Consider the following 13,631-nt stretch of genomic DNA (forward strand, 5'->3'; position numbering starts at 1 on the left):
AAGGGTGCAGGTTCATTGCCCGTCCGGTCGCTCAATGCTGATCTCCTTAAAGATGAAGGTCCCGCAGCAGCGTCGACGCCACGCGGCTTTCTGGCGGCACGGATGCCGACAGCTCAGAGCGGCAATTCCGACCGAGTTGGACTTGTTCCTCATCGGTCTTGGGGCGCGGCCCAGACGCCGGTGCCTGGCTATTCGAAGAGCCTCAGTATGGCGGCCAGCCCATCGGCGCGCTGGGGGGCCGCGCTGTTGAGCTGGTCTCGATATTCCCCGGCGGCCTTGAGAAGAGTCTCGCGAAGCTCGTCGTCCGCCGTCGGGGCGGCGAGGGCTTCGGCCCGGTCGACCTGGTTCTGAAGAGATTCTTTCGTCATGCTCCCTTCTTCTTTTTCTTCTTCAGAACCTTGGCCTGCGCTCTAAATCCCGAGGCCAGGGCCTTCATCTGCCGAGAAACGAATTCGTCGGCCGTCTCCTGAGCGGCCTTCTCGGCTACACGAGCCTGCTGTTTGAATGTTTTCGCCGGCTTCATGGGCCCACAACTTTCGCCAAAAACTCAGGTTCCTGAAGAATCCGGCTCTTTTCGTTCTAATGCCATTATTCCACGAGAGGCGCATATGCCGGACCTGGACTACATCAGGCGGGAAATGAACGCATGCGCACGCAGGTGGGGCGCCAAAGGAAGGAAATCCTCCAGCTCCAGCGGGCCGGGATCTCCATGGCGTCGGCTGAGACCATGCTCTCGCGGATGCTAGGCAAGATCGACACCCTGTGTGAGCAGCGAGACGCGCTGAAGAAGCCCCACACCCATCACAACAAGGGCAGGGTGCTCGGCGGGCGTAACTGGTGAAAGGGGATAAAGCTCGTTCAATCGGCGGTAGGAGCAGGCACCAAGGATTGCTCGAGGGCCCTGACGTCCGAGTGGAACGACCCTGACGGATCGCGGCCCTGCGACAGTACCCAGTATTAGGCCGTAAACTTGGCCCGCGTTCTTGCCGTGGGAGCGGGGATAACCGCACGCGCGGCAGTGGATCAGGTTTGGCGCGGAGAGGAGGCAACGCTGTGCCAACAGCCATGGAAATGATCGTCGCCGGCTACGTGAAGGTGCGGGACCGACGTGCCTTGACGGACTTGCTCGCGCATCGGCGCAAGGTTCTCGGCGAACTACACGCCGTCTCCGGCATCAATCCCGCGAACGCTGTACGGGCCGTCCAAGACGAAATAGCAATTATCGAAGCCGGCCTAGAAGAACTCAAACCGCCGCCCGGCTCGCTGCCCGAAAACGATTGGAGCTAGCGCGTGCGCGTTAACAAGATCAATTGGGACAAGATCGCCCGCATGACGGCGCCTGGTCGATACAGGTGCTTCTTCGGCTATCTAACCGTCACGGCAGACGACATCGAAGTGTGGACTATCCCGACGCGACGTTCGCTTTGATTGTGGCGCCGACGACAGAGCAATCGGTTGGCAAAGATTACCGGCTAGGCGCATTCGACATCGGCGATCCTCAAGAGGAAGACGGCGGGTCGTCGTCGCCTGCGGGATGGCGTAGACGGGCTGCCCCACGGGTGGTGTACAGGACGGAGGGCTGTCAAGAACGTTTGGCCGTGATCGTGATCTGTGACTGCGAGCATCTTCATCCAAATCGCTTTGCCACTTCGGCAACGATCAAATCCCGCTCCTGTAAATGAGCTTTTGAGTCTCAATCAGGGTGTCGAGGACGGAAAGCGCGAGAGCAAGATCGCGTCCCTCGCGCTTGAGTCGGTTTATCAGCGTCTCTTGCTGGCTGATGTGTTGCTCGCCTTCATGAAGGCGGCGCTCGGCCAAGGTTAAGAGTGCGCGGAGGCGCGGCAGCGGTCTCCCTTACCTTCGCTCTGGCTCAAACCGACCGAGCGGGGGCCACACCACACTTCGATCGGTTCGTTCGCCACCCCGGCAGAACCAAGCTGAAGAGCTTCTTCCGGACTGCCGCACTCGATCTCCTGCACATCGAGTGTCTTGCCCCAGTCGTCGAGAGTGAAGATATAGCATGGCCTAGACGTTCCTTCTTAGCATTCACCGGCTCAGCACCTTCGGCGCGTCCTCTCGGTTCCCGAATTAACTTCCACCCTGCATATCAGGCTTAATCTGAACCTCAGATTGCGACGAGCCTTCCGCGGGTTACCTTGGCACATCGGACATTTCCCCCGTCCGGGACCACCCATGGCGAAGTCGGCGCGCCATAATATTCGGCGCGTCGGCTTCGTTTGATTGCAGGCAGTTTCGTTTGACAAACCAGCCGGACCACGAACCGCTTGATCTCGTCGAGATGCGTCGGCAACTCACCGCACTGCGTTCGCAACACTCCGACAATCTTCGAATAGCGTCGCTGTTGAACCGCTTCCTCGTGAAGATCGCATTTCTCTCAGAGCCGAGGGACGTCGCGCACGCCCAACATCTGCGGTCTGAGTTCGCACGAACGCTACAAAAGGTTGAAGCGATCGCCTCCCGGTCCCCACCCGCAAAGCCATCAGACGCCGTTAAGCAGCCCAAGTAACGCTAACGCACGGACGTTCTTGCGTCGATCTGGCCCAGCGCCGATGCTCGATGCAGTCGCCAAGTCGTCCTCGTCTCGCGTACTGGCGCCTTCGCGGCGAGGGGCTGCCGCCGTCACAAGCGACGGCCCCGCCCATGATCAGATCTAGTGAGCGCGCCGCACTGCTCGAGGCACAAAGGGCAGTCTCGGAGAAAACGGCTTTGCGATCGCGAGAACTGCGGCTTCGTCGGTTTCGAGCGCGATCTTCTGAGCGAGCATCACATCGCCAACTGCCAAGCTCCGTTCGGGAACGAAGCACCACCCCATCTTGGGCTCCAGTGCCTCATCCAGCTCCAAAACATTACTCATGGTGCCCTGATGGATTCGGTATCTCCGGCCGGTAAGAGAGCCAGTGACTTCGAAAAAACCATTGGCATCAAACTGCGCGCGTTGCCCTGCAGATAACCATTCTCGCAAAAGACGACGCGCACTCGCGTCCGGGCCATTTTGCTCGTTGAAGCTCCGATAGAGCGCACGCAGGGCACGCAAACTCGCTCCCCGGGCGACGCCGTTTCGTCTGAACAAAAACATGTTCCGTGCTGCGACCGTTCTAACCGCCGACCAGGCGCGGATAAAACAGCGTTTCCTCCGCGGTTGGATCAAATGACCGTATCACCTCGAGATCGCCGGCCGCCGTCCGAGTGGCAGCGGTAAATCCCTGGCCGATGAACTTGTTGAAGCGCCGCTCAGCCTGGGCGAGCTGTTTGGGGTGGTCTTGCTCAAAGAAATGCCTGCTGTCGCCTGTGTGGTCCATCACGATCTGGGTAGCCATGGAAGAGAACTCCGCAATGCCTAGCCTCTGATGAAGACAAACCTCGCCCCGGTGAATAGTGTTCCTGCTCTCGGCAAATTCATTGTGCCTTCTTGTAGTCAGCGGTTGTCTGGCTCGCTGACATCGACGAAAACCTGATCCGCCGCGACCTGGCGCCGGCGCAACGGGCGAAGCTGATCGCGAAGCGAAAGGCAGATTTATGAAGCGGTGCATCCGGAGGGAGGCGCGGCAGGGCAGCCGCACCGGCAAGGCCGGCGGCGGAAAGGCGAAGGCGGCCAACTTGGCCAGCTTCGTCACTGACACGTCGGGGAAGACGGGTAAGCCCTAACCAATGATCCGCCGCGACGCCACCCGCGCCGAGGCGCTAGCCCCGTGTTGGACCATGTTTCAACACGTCGCGAACCAATCGTCAGGAAATGCAACGAGCAGCCATGGCCCGCCCTCATTGTTATCGTTTGCAGCTACCGGTCTGCGGGTCGCTACAGGCTCGGCGGCGAACTCTTCCACCTCAGCGGCACTGGCCGCGTTACGCTTTTCGCACTCTAAATCTCTTTGCATGAAAACTCCCCACCGGGGCACAAACAAATTGGCAGCGTCTTCAAAAAATATCGATCAGAGTTTAGGCGACAAAATATCAGGCTCCTCGGCAAGCGATAGGAGCGCGGCGCTGTCCTTTTTGCACGCTAGGGCATGTACTATTAGCGGCTGGCCGGCTGATGTCCGGTTTACCGGCAACAGCGGCCGAAGAGCGGATGGTCTGCGAGGTCGCAGACGGGCCAACACCGGACATCGAGGTGTGCATCAGGGGCCGAACAAGTTGATGAATTGCACGCGTGATTGTTGCTCATCGGAACAAAAGGGACCTCGCTGATCTTACTTAGTCAGGAGATCTGCTCATGCTATGCTCAAGACCGCCATGGCCTATTCGCACGACGCGCGATCTCGCGAGCGCAGAGCAGGTAAAGTCAGTTCGAAAGCGGTTTCGCATCACCCCGATTTGGTCAGGATCGTCGACAAGATCGGTAACTCCTTATCGGCGTTCGAAAAGGCAGTTGATGTCGAAAATTTAACGGCCGTTCAGCCACGCAATGCGAAAATCGGGCTTGGGACCTTCAAATAACGTTAGTTCAACCGAGCCAGAAGGTTTCTTGTGATGAACGGCCTGATTTACCTCATAGGACTAATAGTTGTAGTCGCGGCCATTCTCTCGTTTTTTGGCTTGCGATGACCGCTTTGCTCTTCCGGTGATGCAGCCGCCGATCCGATAAAGCAGTTCGCATTTTCGAGTGCCGTAAAATGATTGATCCGCACCAGGTGAATACAATCATCTCCACGACGATTTGCGCGTTTTTTGCACATCACCCAGACGCGAAAATTGGAATTGAAGAAGCCAAGCTGCTCGCGAAGCAAATTGCGGAGGCTCTCAACGGGGCGGGACTGCAGATTGCTGCCGCCGATCCGGCGAGTGCGACTGACTAGTATGCTGCTGGCGATCGTCCAGCGCCCATGTGCGCCACTCTTGCTGACCGGAGATCGGCTGTCGTTCCTTCGTTCTTGGAGCTCGGCCCAGTTGGACCCTCAATCGTAGCTCCGCTATTTCGATCCTAGTCGGCCCCAGAATTGAGCTGCATCTGACAATAAGGGCGTGCAGTAGCGGTGCAGGACGGACCCGGATCTCTCCCCATGAAGGTCGACGCCCGGGCCGCACAGCAGCACAGGCCATGCGGTCGTCTGCGCCGGTTGGCTGATATCTACTCGCGTCTGAGCTGCCACTAACACCTCCTGAGTTGTATTGCAGTCTCGCGTTTGGCGAAGATCAGATCGCGCTCTCGCCCGTGCGAAGTGCGCTCTGCGAATGGAATGCACCGCCGGAGCGGGTCACTAGGAACAATTCAAAAAACCGTGAGTTCGATTACAAGAAATCCGAAAAGCGAGAGAGGGTGATGCGATGATGCGGTCCGTGGAGGAATTAAGACGTGAGTCCGAGCGAAATCGCGCTGAGTTGGCCGCTACGGTCGATCGGCTGAAAGAGCAGGTCTCGGAGACGGCCGAGGACATCCGCCACAAGGTGTCGCCGCAGCACATCAAGTCGGAAGTATCCGACTACGTCACCCACACGACAAAGAGCTGGGTCGACGGACTGAAACAGCAGATCATGGACAACCCTATGCGCTCGGTGGCCGCCGGCACGGCCATGGCCGTTCCACTCCTGCGAATGGCACGCGGCGTCCCCCTGCCGCTTTTGATGATCGGTGCCGGCCTGGCGCTCACCTCAAAGACTGTGCGAGACCGCGCCGCCGAGGTTTCCGGCCCTGCGATGGACAAGGCGGGCGAGGTTTTCGAGGACATGGCGGGCCGAGCGCGCGCTATGCAAGGCGATTTCACCGATCAACTATCTTCCGCCCGGAATCAGGCGGCCAGCATGGCCGATTCCGCGCAAGATTCGACTGTCGGCGTGGCGGCGGATTTGCGGGCGCGGGCCACCGAGGCCGCCGATACGATCGGCGAGAAACTCAAGAGCGGGGTGGATGCGGCGAAGGACAGTGCCTCCGCAGCGAAGAACGCGGCCGGGAGAGCGCCCGAACAAGCTCGCGCGATTATCAGCGATAATGCCGCGCTGATCGCCGGTCTTGGCGTGGCGATCGGAGCCATCATCGCAGCCGCTCTTCCGGAAACCAAGGTTGAAGCCAAGGCAATGGGGCAGGGGAGCGACGGCGTGAAGCGGGCCGCCGCGGAGGCCGCTCAATGCGGATTTGACGCGGCAAAAGATGCCGCAATGTCGGCAGCCGACGCGGCAACAAACAGAGTTGCTGAGGCCGGTCTCGGTGAGCATGCCAGCCGCATGACTCAGAACCTCGCTGACTCGCTCAAGACAGCCGCCGACGACGTCGGCGGAGCCGCTTTCAATCCCTCCCGCAATTCCGATACCTGAAGGAACGCACCATGAGCGATCTAGACCTGAGCAGAGGCACAAATTCAAATCAAGATCGGGACGCGGGTTCTCCCAAGAACCTGAAGGACCAAATGGCGGAGGCTGGAGCGACTGTGAAGCAGCGGGCCGACGAGGCCTTTCAGGCAACGGCTGACGTCGCACAGGACAAGTTCAAGGAAGCGGGGGATGCGGCCAAGGACCTCGCTTCGGGGACCATGGACCAGATTCGCGGCCAGGCACGCGAGCAGCAGCGGTCTGGAGCCGAGTTCATTGAGCGACTTGCCGGCAATGTTCGCGAAGCGGCTCGCGCCTTCGAGAGCGACGTGCCTTTTGCCGCCCGCGGCATCAACTCCGCCGCGGACTATGTTGAAGATGCCGCCGAGAAGATCCGCAACGGCAGCCTCCGCGATCTCCTCGACGGCGCAACCGATTTCGCGAAGCGCCAGCCAGCCGCTTTCCTCGGCATCTCGGTGCTCGCCGGTTTCGCCGCCGTCCGCTTCTTGAAGGCCTCCGGCGGTGACTCGCCTTCATCGCGACCCGGAATGAACAGTGGAACGTCCTCGACGCAGGGCGACGAATGGCGCGGATCCACGTCTTCCACCCGAACCGGACACGCATCAATGCAGGGCTCATCGGCATCCGGCAACGGTCCCCAGCGAACGACGTCCTTCAAAGGCGGGAGGGTGTCATGACCATTCAGCATGACATCAAGACAAGCCAGAACGATCTTCGGACCATCTCCACGCTGGTAGCCGACGCGATGGGTCAGTTCGCCAAGCTGTTCCAGAACGAGATCGACTTGGCCAAGGCTGAACTCAGCGACAGAGTGCAGAAGATAACGGGAGCAGCAGGCCTCATTGCCGGTGGCGCCCTTCTGGTGATCCCCGCCATTGTGATGGCGCTGTTCGCGTTGTCGGCGGCGTTGATCTCCGCGGGATGGTCGCAACCGCTTTCCTACCTGACATCCGCGATGGTCGCTGGCGCCATTGCGGGCGTGCTGTTTGCGGTCGGCATCAACCGGCTGGATGCCCGTAATCTTGCGCCGCGGGAGACCATCCGGCAGTTGGAAAAGGACAAGGACACTGTGAAGGGAATGGTCCGATGAGCAGCACGCAAACTGGCTTTTTCGACCATCTGGTCGCAGCGGCCAAGGAAAATCCCCTTGCCGCCGTCCTTATTGGAGGCGGCGCGCTGTGGCTTATGGCTGGTGACGACAGGATCAAGGGCGCGGCTCGGTCCACGGCGGCTGCCGCGTCCGGTGTGGTCGATGGCGGGGTGAGCACGATGCGGACTGCGGCATCGGCGCTCCAGCGCACTGCGGCGCCTCCCACGGCGCCCGAAATGGATCACGAAGGGTCACTCGATGGCAGCGATACGTTGCGGTCAGCGGCGTCCGGCGTTCTGTCAGGGACCGCGGACAAGATGACAGCTCAGTTCGAGGACGGCGTAGAGATGGTGCGGGACGGCTTCGCCAAATTGGGCGACCAGGTTCCGGGCGGCGAAGCCGTCTCAAAAGCAAAGTCGTCATTGTCTGATGTGCTCGAAAAGCAGCCGCTGGTGCTTGGCGTCGTCGGCTTGGCAATCGGCGCCGCAATCGCAGGGGCGTTTCGAACAACAGACATCGAGAATGAGTATGTCGGAGAAACCAGCGATGATGTGAAGACCGACCTGAAGACCCGTGTAGGTGCCGTCTCGCAGGCGTTGCGCGAAAGTTCCGACTCGCTGTTGGCCGAGGTCTCCGATACAGGCGCCGAGGCTCTGGATCGGATCAGGCAGACCGGTATGGATGCAGTCCAAGCAGCCCGTGAAAGGGCCAAGTCGCCCTAATGTGCTGTGAACACTGAAGAGTCGTCGCGACGCCCGCGGCGACGCTTCCGAGTTATTCCGCGTACAACATCAGCGCATCATCTAGGTGCCCAGCTCGCGCTCCCCGATACGTGATCAGGCTCTTCGAAGCAGTGCAGCGAAGCAGATCTGCTTCGGCGACGCTGTGCGCGCTGTCAGCGCTCCACTAAGAACGGCCCCTGGTCATCGCGACGACCGCTTAGGGTCAAAGGACTAAACCGCTCGCGCGGTAGGGCGCCGCGGCCGGCGGCCCAGCAAACAGGATAGCGCTGTGGGGCGTCCTGTCTTGAAGATGAGGAGTTGGCAAACTTCGCTCAAGACAGGAGCATCCCCATGACTGAACCGCCCCGGGATTGCGGAGGCCATTTGGTTTAAGTTATGCCGCCATGGCGGGTTGTTCCAGCAGGGCGTAGTAGCGTTGCTCGGCTTCGGCCGTCCGCGGCGGCTATGGCGAATCCGAGTCTCGACGAGGTCTGCGCCATCATCGTACTCTTCGTGTACGGATTGGTGGCCGGTCGAAGCCGTCGGACCATCTAAGCTGGGCCGTAACCGACTCAAGATATTTATTGTCGAAAGGCTTGAGGAGGTCCCCGGCGAAAACGGCTTCAGCAGGAAAGTCGCGTCGCTACGCACCAAAGCGCCGCCGGACATCAGACAATGCTCAACTCTGGGTACCGGCCCCTCGCATATCGAGCAACTTCCGCACCCGACCCCCAAGGTCGTGATCGTGATTGCGCAATCAGGTCGAGATGATTGTGGATCCTTCTTCGATGCTACGACGGATTATGCGGCCAGCGGCGGAGGAACGTAGAAAGCCGAAGGGTGTTGCCGATCACCTGTTCCATTCCGCGCTGGCGACGTCATCGTGCGGACCATCCCGAGGCACCGCACATGGCTCTAGAGCGCACAAGTTCTCCATCGTTTTTGTCTGATTTCCAGACCGCGCTCCGGCGACGGCCCGCGGTCGCGATGGTTGCTGGCGCAGCGGCTCTTCTGGCGGCGACGGCGCTCGTAAACCGGTATTTCGCGCGCAAGGCGGAACGCGAGAATCCGCCGCAGGGCAGATTTATCGATATCGACGGCGTTCGGCTCCACTACATGGAACGCGGTAGCGGCCGTCCGCTTGTCCTTTTTCACGGCAATGGGAGCATGATCCAGGATTTTCAATCGAGCGGCCTGATCGACCTCGCTGCCAAGGATTACAGGGTAGTCGCGTTCGACCGCCCGGGCTTTGGCCACAGCTCGCGACCCCGCAGTATCGTTTGGGGACCGGACGAACAGGCGGACTTATTCCAAAAGGCTCTCGAGCGACTCGGCATCCGGGGAGCGATTGTGCTCGGGCATTCTTGGGCAGCCTCGGTGGCGATTGCCTTGGCCATAAGGCACCCCTCGTTCGTCGAAGCGCTGGTGTTGGCGTCCGGATACTACTTTCCGAATCCCAGGGTCGATCTGGCCACGCCGTCCGTGCCTGCGGTACCGGGGCTTGGGGACATCGTCAGTAACACAATCTCGCCGCTCGTCGCCCGACTGATGTGGCCCGGACTCATGCGCAAGATATTCGGACCGCAAAGCGTCCCGGAGAAGTTCGCCGGCTTTCCAGTCGAGATGGCTGTTCGGCCGTCTCAACTCCGCGCCAGCGCTGAAGAAGCCGCAATGATGGTCCCCATCGCCCTTGCAGCTTCAAAAACCTACAGCGAACTCACAGTGCCGACCGTCATAATCGCGGGTGAGGACGACCGCTTGATCGAATTCGAGCAATCCGCGCGATTGCGTGACAAGGTCGAGCAGAGCAGGTTGCGACGTATCGCCGGAGCAGGGCATATGATCCAGCAGTCCGCAACCTCGGACTTGATGGCGGCTATCGAAGAGGCGGCATCTATGTCCGCCAAGGGCGAGCGCGATCCAGCACATGTCAATCGCTAAGCGGCTGGGCATTCCGGGCAGGTATCGCCGATCGCGTTGATCGCCCAGCCTCGCAGCGTCTGTACCGCCGGCCGTCGTTCCTTCGTCATAAGCATCCAGATCACTCCTGCGAGGACGAGTTCTTCTGCCCACCTGCTCGTTCCGAGCGGTTAGCACGGAGCAGGGATTCGCCATCGAGAGCGCCAGGGCTTGTCCATCTGTTCCCGCCGCGCCTGTGCAGAACGCTACCTTCCCGCCGCGGGGTCTTCCTTCGAGCCGCGGGCGACGATTCTGAGCGCCCCGTCCGGAAGCGGCCGCTGCAGCTTCAGGGCCTCGTCCGGAGGAGCCTTCATCCAGGTCTCGACTTCGTCGGGCGTCGTCAGGATCACGGGCATCGCCTTCGGGTGCACGGCGCCGACCTCGACGTTCGGCTCGGTCGTCAGGAACGCGTAAAGATCGTTGGTGGTCTCGCCCTCCTTGACCTTCCGGACCGACGTCCAGTTGGTCCAGATGCCGGCGAAGCAGGCGAGCGGACGGGTCTCGTCGAGCGCGAACCAGACGTCGCCGCCTTCGGCTTTGTTGAACTCGCTGAACGAGTTGAACGGCACCGCGCAGCGGTGCTCCGGACCCAGCCACCGCGTCCAATGTTTGCTCTTCACGTTGCGGATGTTGGTCGTGCCGGAATCCGGCTCCATCCGCAGAAATTCCTTGAAATCGACGGTCTTACCCTTCGCTTGCAGCTTCTCGGCACGCTTCTTGGTGGCATCCATCAGCGCCTTCGACGACGACGGCATGCCCCAGCGCGCAGTCGCGAACTCGCGGCCGTCGGCGCCGGTCCGGACGATCGGCGCCGTGTAGTCCGGAAACACCCCGGGCATCGGCGCGAGGTTGCCGACGTAGCGGTTGACGACCCGGAATAGCGCGCTGATCGCGGCTTGGTTGGTGGTGATCGAATAGAGATTACACATTCAGGTCTCCGGATCCGGATGGCGACCGCGCTGTGCCAACTGCAGCAGTGTCGCCGATGGGCGGCGGTTGGCCTTGGCGCACTTGCTGCAGCGGAGCCGGCCGGCCAGGTCGTGGACGAAGGTCGTCGGAGGGTGGGAAAGTTCGGCGAGCTCGACGTTCCGCCGCGTCTTGCAGCGCGAGCACTCGATCTTCAGCCAGCTATAGCCGCCGTTCACGGCCTGGTCGACAGTCGGCGAGGGGGCGATCGGCTCGCCGTCGGCCCACAGGCGCTCGTTCCAGCTTTCGCACAGCAGCTTGTCCGCGGTCCGGATCAGTGCCTCGCCCCTGGCTCTGGCATCGGCGGCCTGCGTCGCAAGGATCGTGGTCATGGCCCGGGCGCGGCCGAGCTCCTTGTTGAGGGCCTTGGTCGCCTCCGGAGAGGGGCGTCGGGTGATACTTGGGCGCCATCGCCCGGGCTCCGGACCCGTCAGGTATCGAACGACGGCCAGCAGCCGTCTTCCTCATGGCGCCCAGTCCGCTGAGTGCAGATGTTGTCCAAGAGGCGCTGTCCGACGTCCCTCCAGACCGCGTCCGGACCGTACAGCCGGGCGGCATCGGCCTTCTGGATCTCGACGGTCCGGCCGCAGCGCCGGCAGCCCACTCTCAGTAAATGCTGGGGAATTTGGTCCAGCCGCAGCATCCGTCCGGACGCGCCCGCGCTCAGACGGCGAGCCTCGACGCCCCCGTCCTCCATGAGCGCCTGCCAGTATTCCGGCGGCAGATCGTCCCCCGGCCCCGGTCCGCCGGGGGGAGGGGCCTTCCTGCTGACGGCAGCGGCCATTTTTTCCATCTGCTTAGGTGTGGGCATGCGCCAGCTCGCGGGGCGGTCGTTCATGCTTGGCATTAGAACATATCAAGAACAGGAGAGTCGAGTCCGGCTCTCGAAAAATCACACAGACGGTCGACCGGTGATGTCGGAACCATGGTCGGCCGATCGTCTTGAATCCACCCGCCGCCCTGTTCGGAGTACCGCGTTGATGGCCCCTCGCGCCAACTGGAAAGGCTTCCTGCGTCTTTCGCTCGTCACCTGTCCCGGCGCGCTGTACCCGGCGACGTCGGGAGAGCGAGAAGATCTCGTTCAACCAGCTAAATCGGCAGACCGGTCATCGGATCAAGTATCTCAAGGTCGACGCCGACACCGGCGACGAGGTGCCCAACGAGGAAGTCGTTAAGGGTTACCAGCTTGAGAAGGACTAGTTCATCGAGGTCACCAAGGAAGAGCTGGAGGGGATCGCGCTGGAGTCCACAAGGACAATCGAGATCGACGAGTTCGTCGACAAGTCCGACATCGATCCTCGCTACCTGATCCGGCCCTACTACATCAGACCGGACGGCAAGGTCGGCCACGATGCCCTCGCCGTGATCCGCGAGACCATCCGCGAGATGGACAAGGTCGCGATAGGGCGCGTGGTGCTGACCAACCGCGAGCACATCATCGCGCTCGAGCCGATGGATAAGGGACTCGTCGGCACTCTGCTGCGCTATCCGTACGAGGTGCGCAGCGAGCACGAGTATTTCGATGAGATCCAGGACGTGAAGGTCACAAAGGACATGCTCGATCTCGCCAGGCACATCGTGAACCAGAAGGCCGGCAACTTCGAGCCGGAAAAGTTCGAGGACCACTACGATGGCGCTGATCGACCTCATCAACCAGAAGCGCGCCGGCAAGCCGATCACCCCGAAGGGTCGTCCGCGCGGCGAGAACGTCGTCGATTTGATGGACGCCTTGCGCAAGAGCGTCGGCGGCACAGCTGCGGAGAGCAAGGCAGCGAAAAAGCCGGCAAAGAAAGCGAAGAAGGCGACGGCTGGCCAGAAGGAGTTGCTGATGCCGATCGCCGGGAAGAAGCTCGCGAAGGAAGCGGCGAACAAGCCGGCGGCCGGTCGCCAGCGGAAGTCGGCGTGATCCGTTGACTCCTGACGGCCGATATTTCGTCGTCCGCGGACGCCTTTGGCACATGGCAAACCCGGCCCTCGGAGAGCAGGAGAGATCTGACCTGGTGCGGCGGCTTATGAGCGTGAGGCGGGCGGTGGCGATGCCAAGGCGCGCAAGAATATTGAAGCGGAAGAAACGGCTCGTCGGGCGGTCGAAGAGGCGAAGCGAGCCATCGGCGAGCGCGGCGCGATCTGGTGGAAGCACGGCGCGCCCGACCTCAGCCGCCACACGATCAAGAACTCGCCGTATACCGGATGGTACGCCAAGCTTCCGCGCTCGCGCCAGTGAGCACTCACACCTCAGGTCCAGCTGATTTTCGCCTTGCTGCTCCCAGCAGATCACGGACGAGCACAGTTTTGAGCGTTAGCTGGTGCGGATCGGTAGCATCCTCGCATCGTTGGCGCGTGTAGGGCGAAGGTTGACAGCCGGTGGCCGAGAGATAGGCGTATCCGCTAGACTCTTCGAAACCGGACATGGCCAGCTCGCCCTAGCTAGTCGGCTACGGGCCAACACCAGACTCATGCAGCGCGGCGGGCCTTCTATTCAATCACCTCGTCGGCCCGTACCAGCAACAATGGCGGAACGGTGAGACCGAGCGCCTTGGCCGTCTTCATGTTGATGATGAGGACGAACTTTGTTGGCCTCTCTACCGGGAGGTCCATAGGCTTGGCGC

The 13,631-nt window shown here is 61.2% G+C and carries 16 protein-coding genes and 3 pseudogenes; 11 read left to right on the forward strand and 8 right to left on the reverse strand.

Annotation, left to right across the window (positions count from 1 at the left end):
* Positions 1 to 188 precede the first annotated feature (188 nt).
* Together IVA74_RS10235 and IVA74_RS10240 are read right to left on the reverse strand one after the other, a co-directional pair.
* Positions 189 to 368, reverse strand: coding sequence for a hypothetical protein (locus IVA74_RS10235; RefSeq protein WP_247342424.1), 180 nt, complete (start codon positions 366 to 368; stop codon positions 189 to 191).
* Positions 365 to 523, reverse strand: a complete 159-nt coding sequence (locus IVA74_RS10240; protein WP_247342426.1) for a hypothetical protein — start codon at positions 521 to 523, stop codon at positions 365 to 367. The genes IVA74_RS10235 and IVA74_RS10240 overlap by 4 nt, the downstream gene beginning before the upstream one ends.
* A 123-nt stretch (positions 524 to 646) precedes the next feature.
* Between IVA74_RS10240 and IVA74_RS10245 the strand changes: the two genes are divergently transcribed.
* From IVA74_RS10245 to IVA74_RS10255, 3 genes are all read left to right on the forward strand, one after another.
* Positions 647 to 841, forward strand: a complete 195-nt coding sequence (locus IVA74_RS10245) for a hypothetical protein (RefSeq protein WP_247342429.1) — start codon at positions 647 to 649, stop codon at positions 839 to 841.
* Positions 842 to 1,053: 212 nt separating this feature from the next.
* Positions 1,054 to 1,287 (forward strand): hypothetical protein, encoded by a 234-nt coding sequence (locus IVA74_RS10250; RefSeq protein WP_247342432.1) that lies wholly within the window; start codon positions 1,054 to 1,056, stop codon positions 1,285 to 1,287.
* Between the two features lie 324 nt (positions 1,288 to 1,611).
* On the forward strand, positions 1,612 to 1,824 hold the full coding sequence (locus IVA74_RS10255; protein WP_247342434.1) for a hypothetical protein: 213 nt from the start codon (positions 1,612 to 1,614) through the stop codon (positions 1,822 to 1,824).
* 847 nt (positions 1,825 to 2,671) lie between these two features.
* Here the strand turns inward: IVA74_RS10255 and IVA74_RS10260 are convergent.
* On the reverse strand, positions 2,672 to 3,097 hold the full coding sequence (locus IVA74_RS10260; protein ID WP_247342437.1) for a hypothetical protein: 426 nt from the start codon (positions 3,095 to 3,097) through the stop codon (positions 2,672 to 2,674).
* Positions 3,098 to 3,116: 19 nt separating this feature from the next.
* Entirely contained in the window at positions 3,117 to 3,338 is a 222-nt protein-coding gene (locus IVA74_RS10265) for a hypothetical protein (protein WP_247342440.1), read from the reverse strand.
* Between the two features lie 901 nt (positions 3,339 to 4,239).
* Between IVA74_RS10265 and IVA74_RS10270 the strand changes: the two genes are divergently transcribed.
* From IVA74_RS10270 to IVA74_RS10300, 7 genes are all read left to right on the forward strand, one after another.
* Positions 4,240 to 4,458: a hypothetical protein gene (locus IVA74_RS10270; RefSeq protein WP_247342442.1), complete on the forward strand. Its 219-nt coding sequence runs from the start codon at positions 4,240 to 4,242 to the stop codon at positions 4,456 to 4,458.
* Between the two features lie 176 nt (positions 4,459 to 4,634).
* A complete protein-coding gene (locus tag IVA74_RS10275) occupies positions 4,635 to 4,817 on the forward strand; it encodes a hypothetical protein (protein WP_247342445.1) in 183 nt (60 codons plus the stop codon).
* Positions 4,818 to 5,286: 469 nt separating this feature from the next.
* Positions 5,287 to 6,270, forward strand: a complete 984-nt coding sequence (locus tag IVA74_RS10280; RefSeq protein ID WP_247342447.1) for a DUF3618 domain-containing protein — start codon at positions 5,287 to 5,289, stop codon at positions 6,268 to 6,270.
* 92 nt (positions 6,271 to 6,362) lie between these two features.
* Positions 6,363 to 6,962 (forward strand): hypothetical protein, encoded by a 600-nt coding sequence (locus tag IVA74_RS10285; protein ID WP_247342450.1) that lies wholly within the window; start codon positions 6,363 to 6,365, stop codon positions 6,960 to 6,962.
* Positions 6,959 to 7,375: a phage holin family protein gene (locus IVA74_RS10290; protein ID WP_247342453.1), complete on the forward strand. Its 417-nt coding sequence runs from the start codon at positions 6,959 to 6,961 to the stop codon at positions 7,373 to 7,375. Before IVA74_RS10285 ends, IVA74_RS10290 begins: the two co-directional genes overlap by 4 nt.
* Positions 7,372 to 8,097: a hypothetical protein gene (locus IVA74_RS10295; protein WP_247342456.1), complete on the forward strand. Its 726-nt coding sequence runs from the start codon at positions 7,372 to 7,374 to the stop codon at positions 8,095 to 8,097. Before IVA74_RS10290 ends, IVA74_RS10295 begins: the two co-directional genes overlap by 4 nt.
* Positions 8,098 to 9,006: 909 nt before the next feature.
* On the forward strand, positions 9,007 to 10,038 hold the full coding sequence (locus IVA74_RS10300; protein ID WP_247342463.1) for an alpha/beta hydrolase: 1,032 nt from the start codon (positions 9,007 to 9,009) through the stop codon (positions 10,036 to 10,038).
* Positions 10,039 to 10,262: 224 nt separating this feature from the next.
* Here the strand turns inward: IVA74_RS10300 and IVA74_RS10305 are convergent, their stop codons facing one another.
* From IVA74_RS10305 to IVA74_RS10315, 3 genes and pseudogenes are all read right to left on the reverse strand, one after another.
* The gene (locus IVA74_RS10305; RefSeq protein ID WP_247342459.1) at positions 10,263 to 10,985 is read right to left on the reverse strand and encodes an SOS response-associated peptidase family protein; all 723 of its coding nucleotides are present in this window, start codon (positions 10,983 to 10,985) and stop codon (positions 10,263 to 10,265) included.
* Positions 10,986 to 11,433: pseudogene (locus IVA74_RS10310) on the reverse strand (hypothetical protein).
* A 19-nt stretch (positions 11,434 to 11,452) separates the two neighbouring features.
* Positions 11,453 to 11,860 carry a hypothetical protein gene (locus IVA74_RS10315; RefSeq protein WP_247342461.1) on the reverse strand — a complete coding sequence of 136 codons (408 nt, stop codon included), beginning with the start codon at positions 11,858 to 11,860 and terminating at the stop codon, positions 11,453 to 11,455.
* Positions 11,861 to 12,002: 142 nt separating this feature from the next.
* Here IVA74_RS10315 and IVA74_RS10320 point away from each other — a divergent pair.
* Positions 12,003 to 12,928 (forward strand): annotated as a pseudogene (locus IVA74_RS10320) (Ku protein).
* A gap of 569 nt (positions 12,929 to 13,497) precedes the next feature.
* Here IVA74_RS10320 and IVA74_RS10330 read toward each other — a convergent pair.
* A pseudogene (locus tag IVA74_RS10330) lies at positions 13,498 to 13,631 on the reverse strand (ABC transporter substrate-binding protein); the annotation flags it as partial.

The sequence above is a fragment of the Bradyrhizobium sp. 132 genome, assembly GCF_023074185.1.
GTDB lineage: Bacteria > Pseudomonadota > Alphaproteobacteria > Rhizobiales > Xanthobacteraceae > Bradyrhizobium.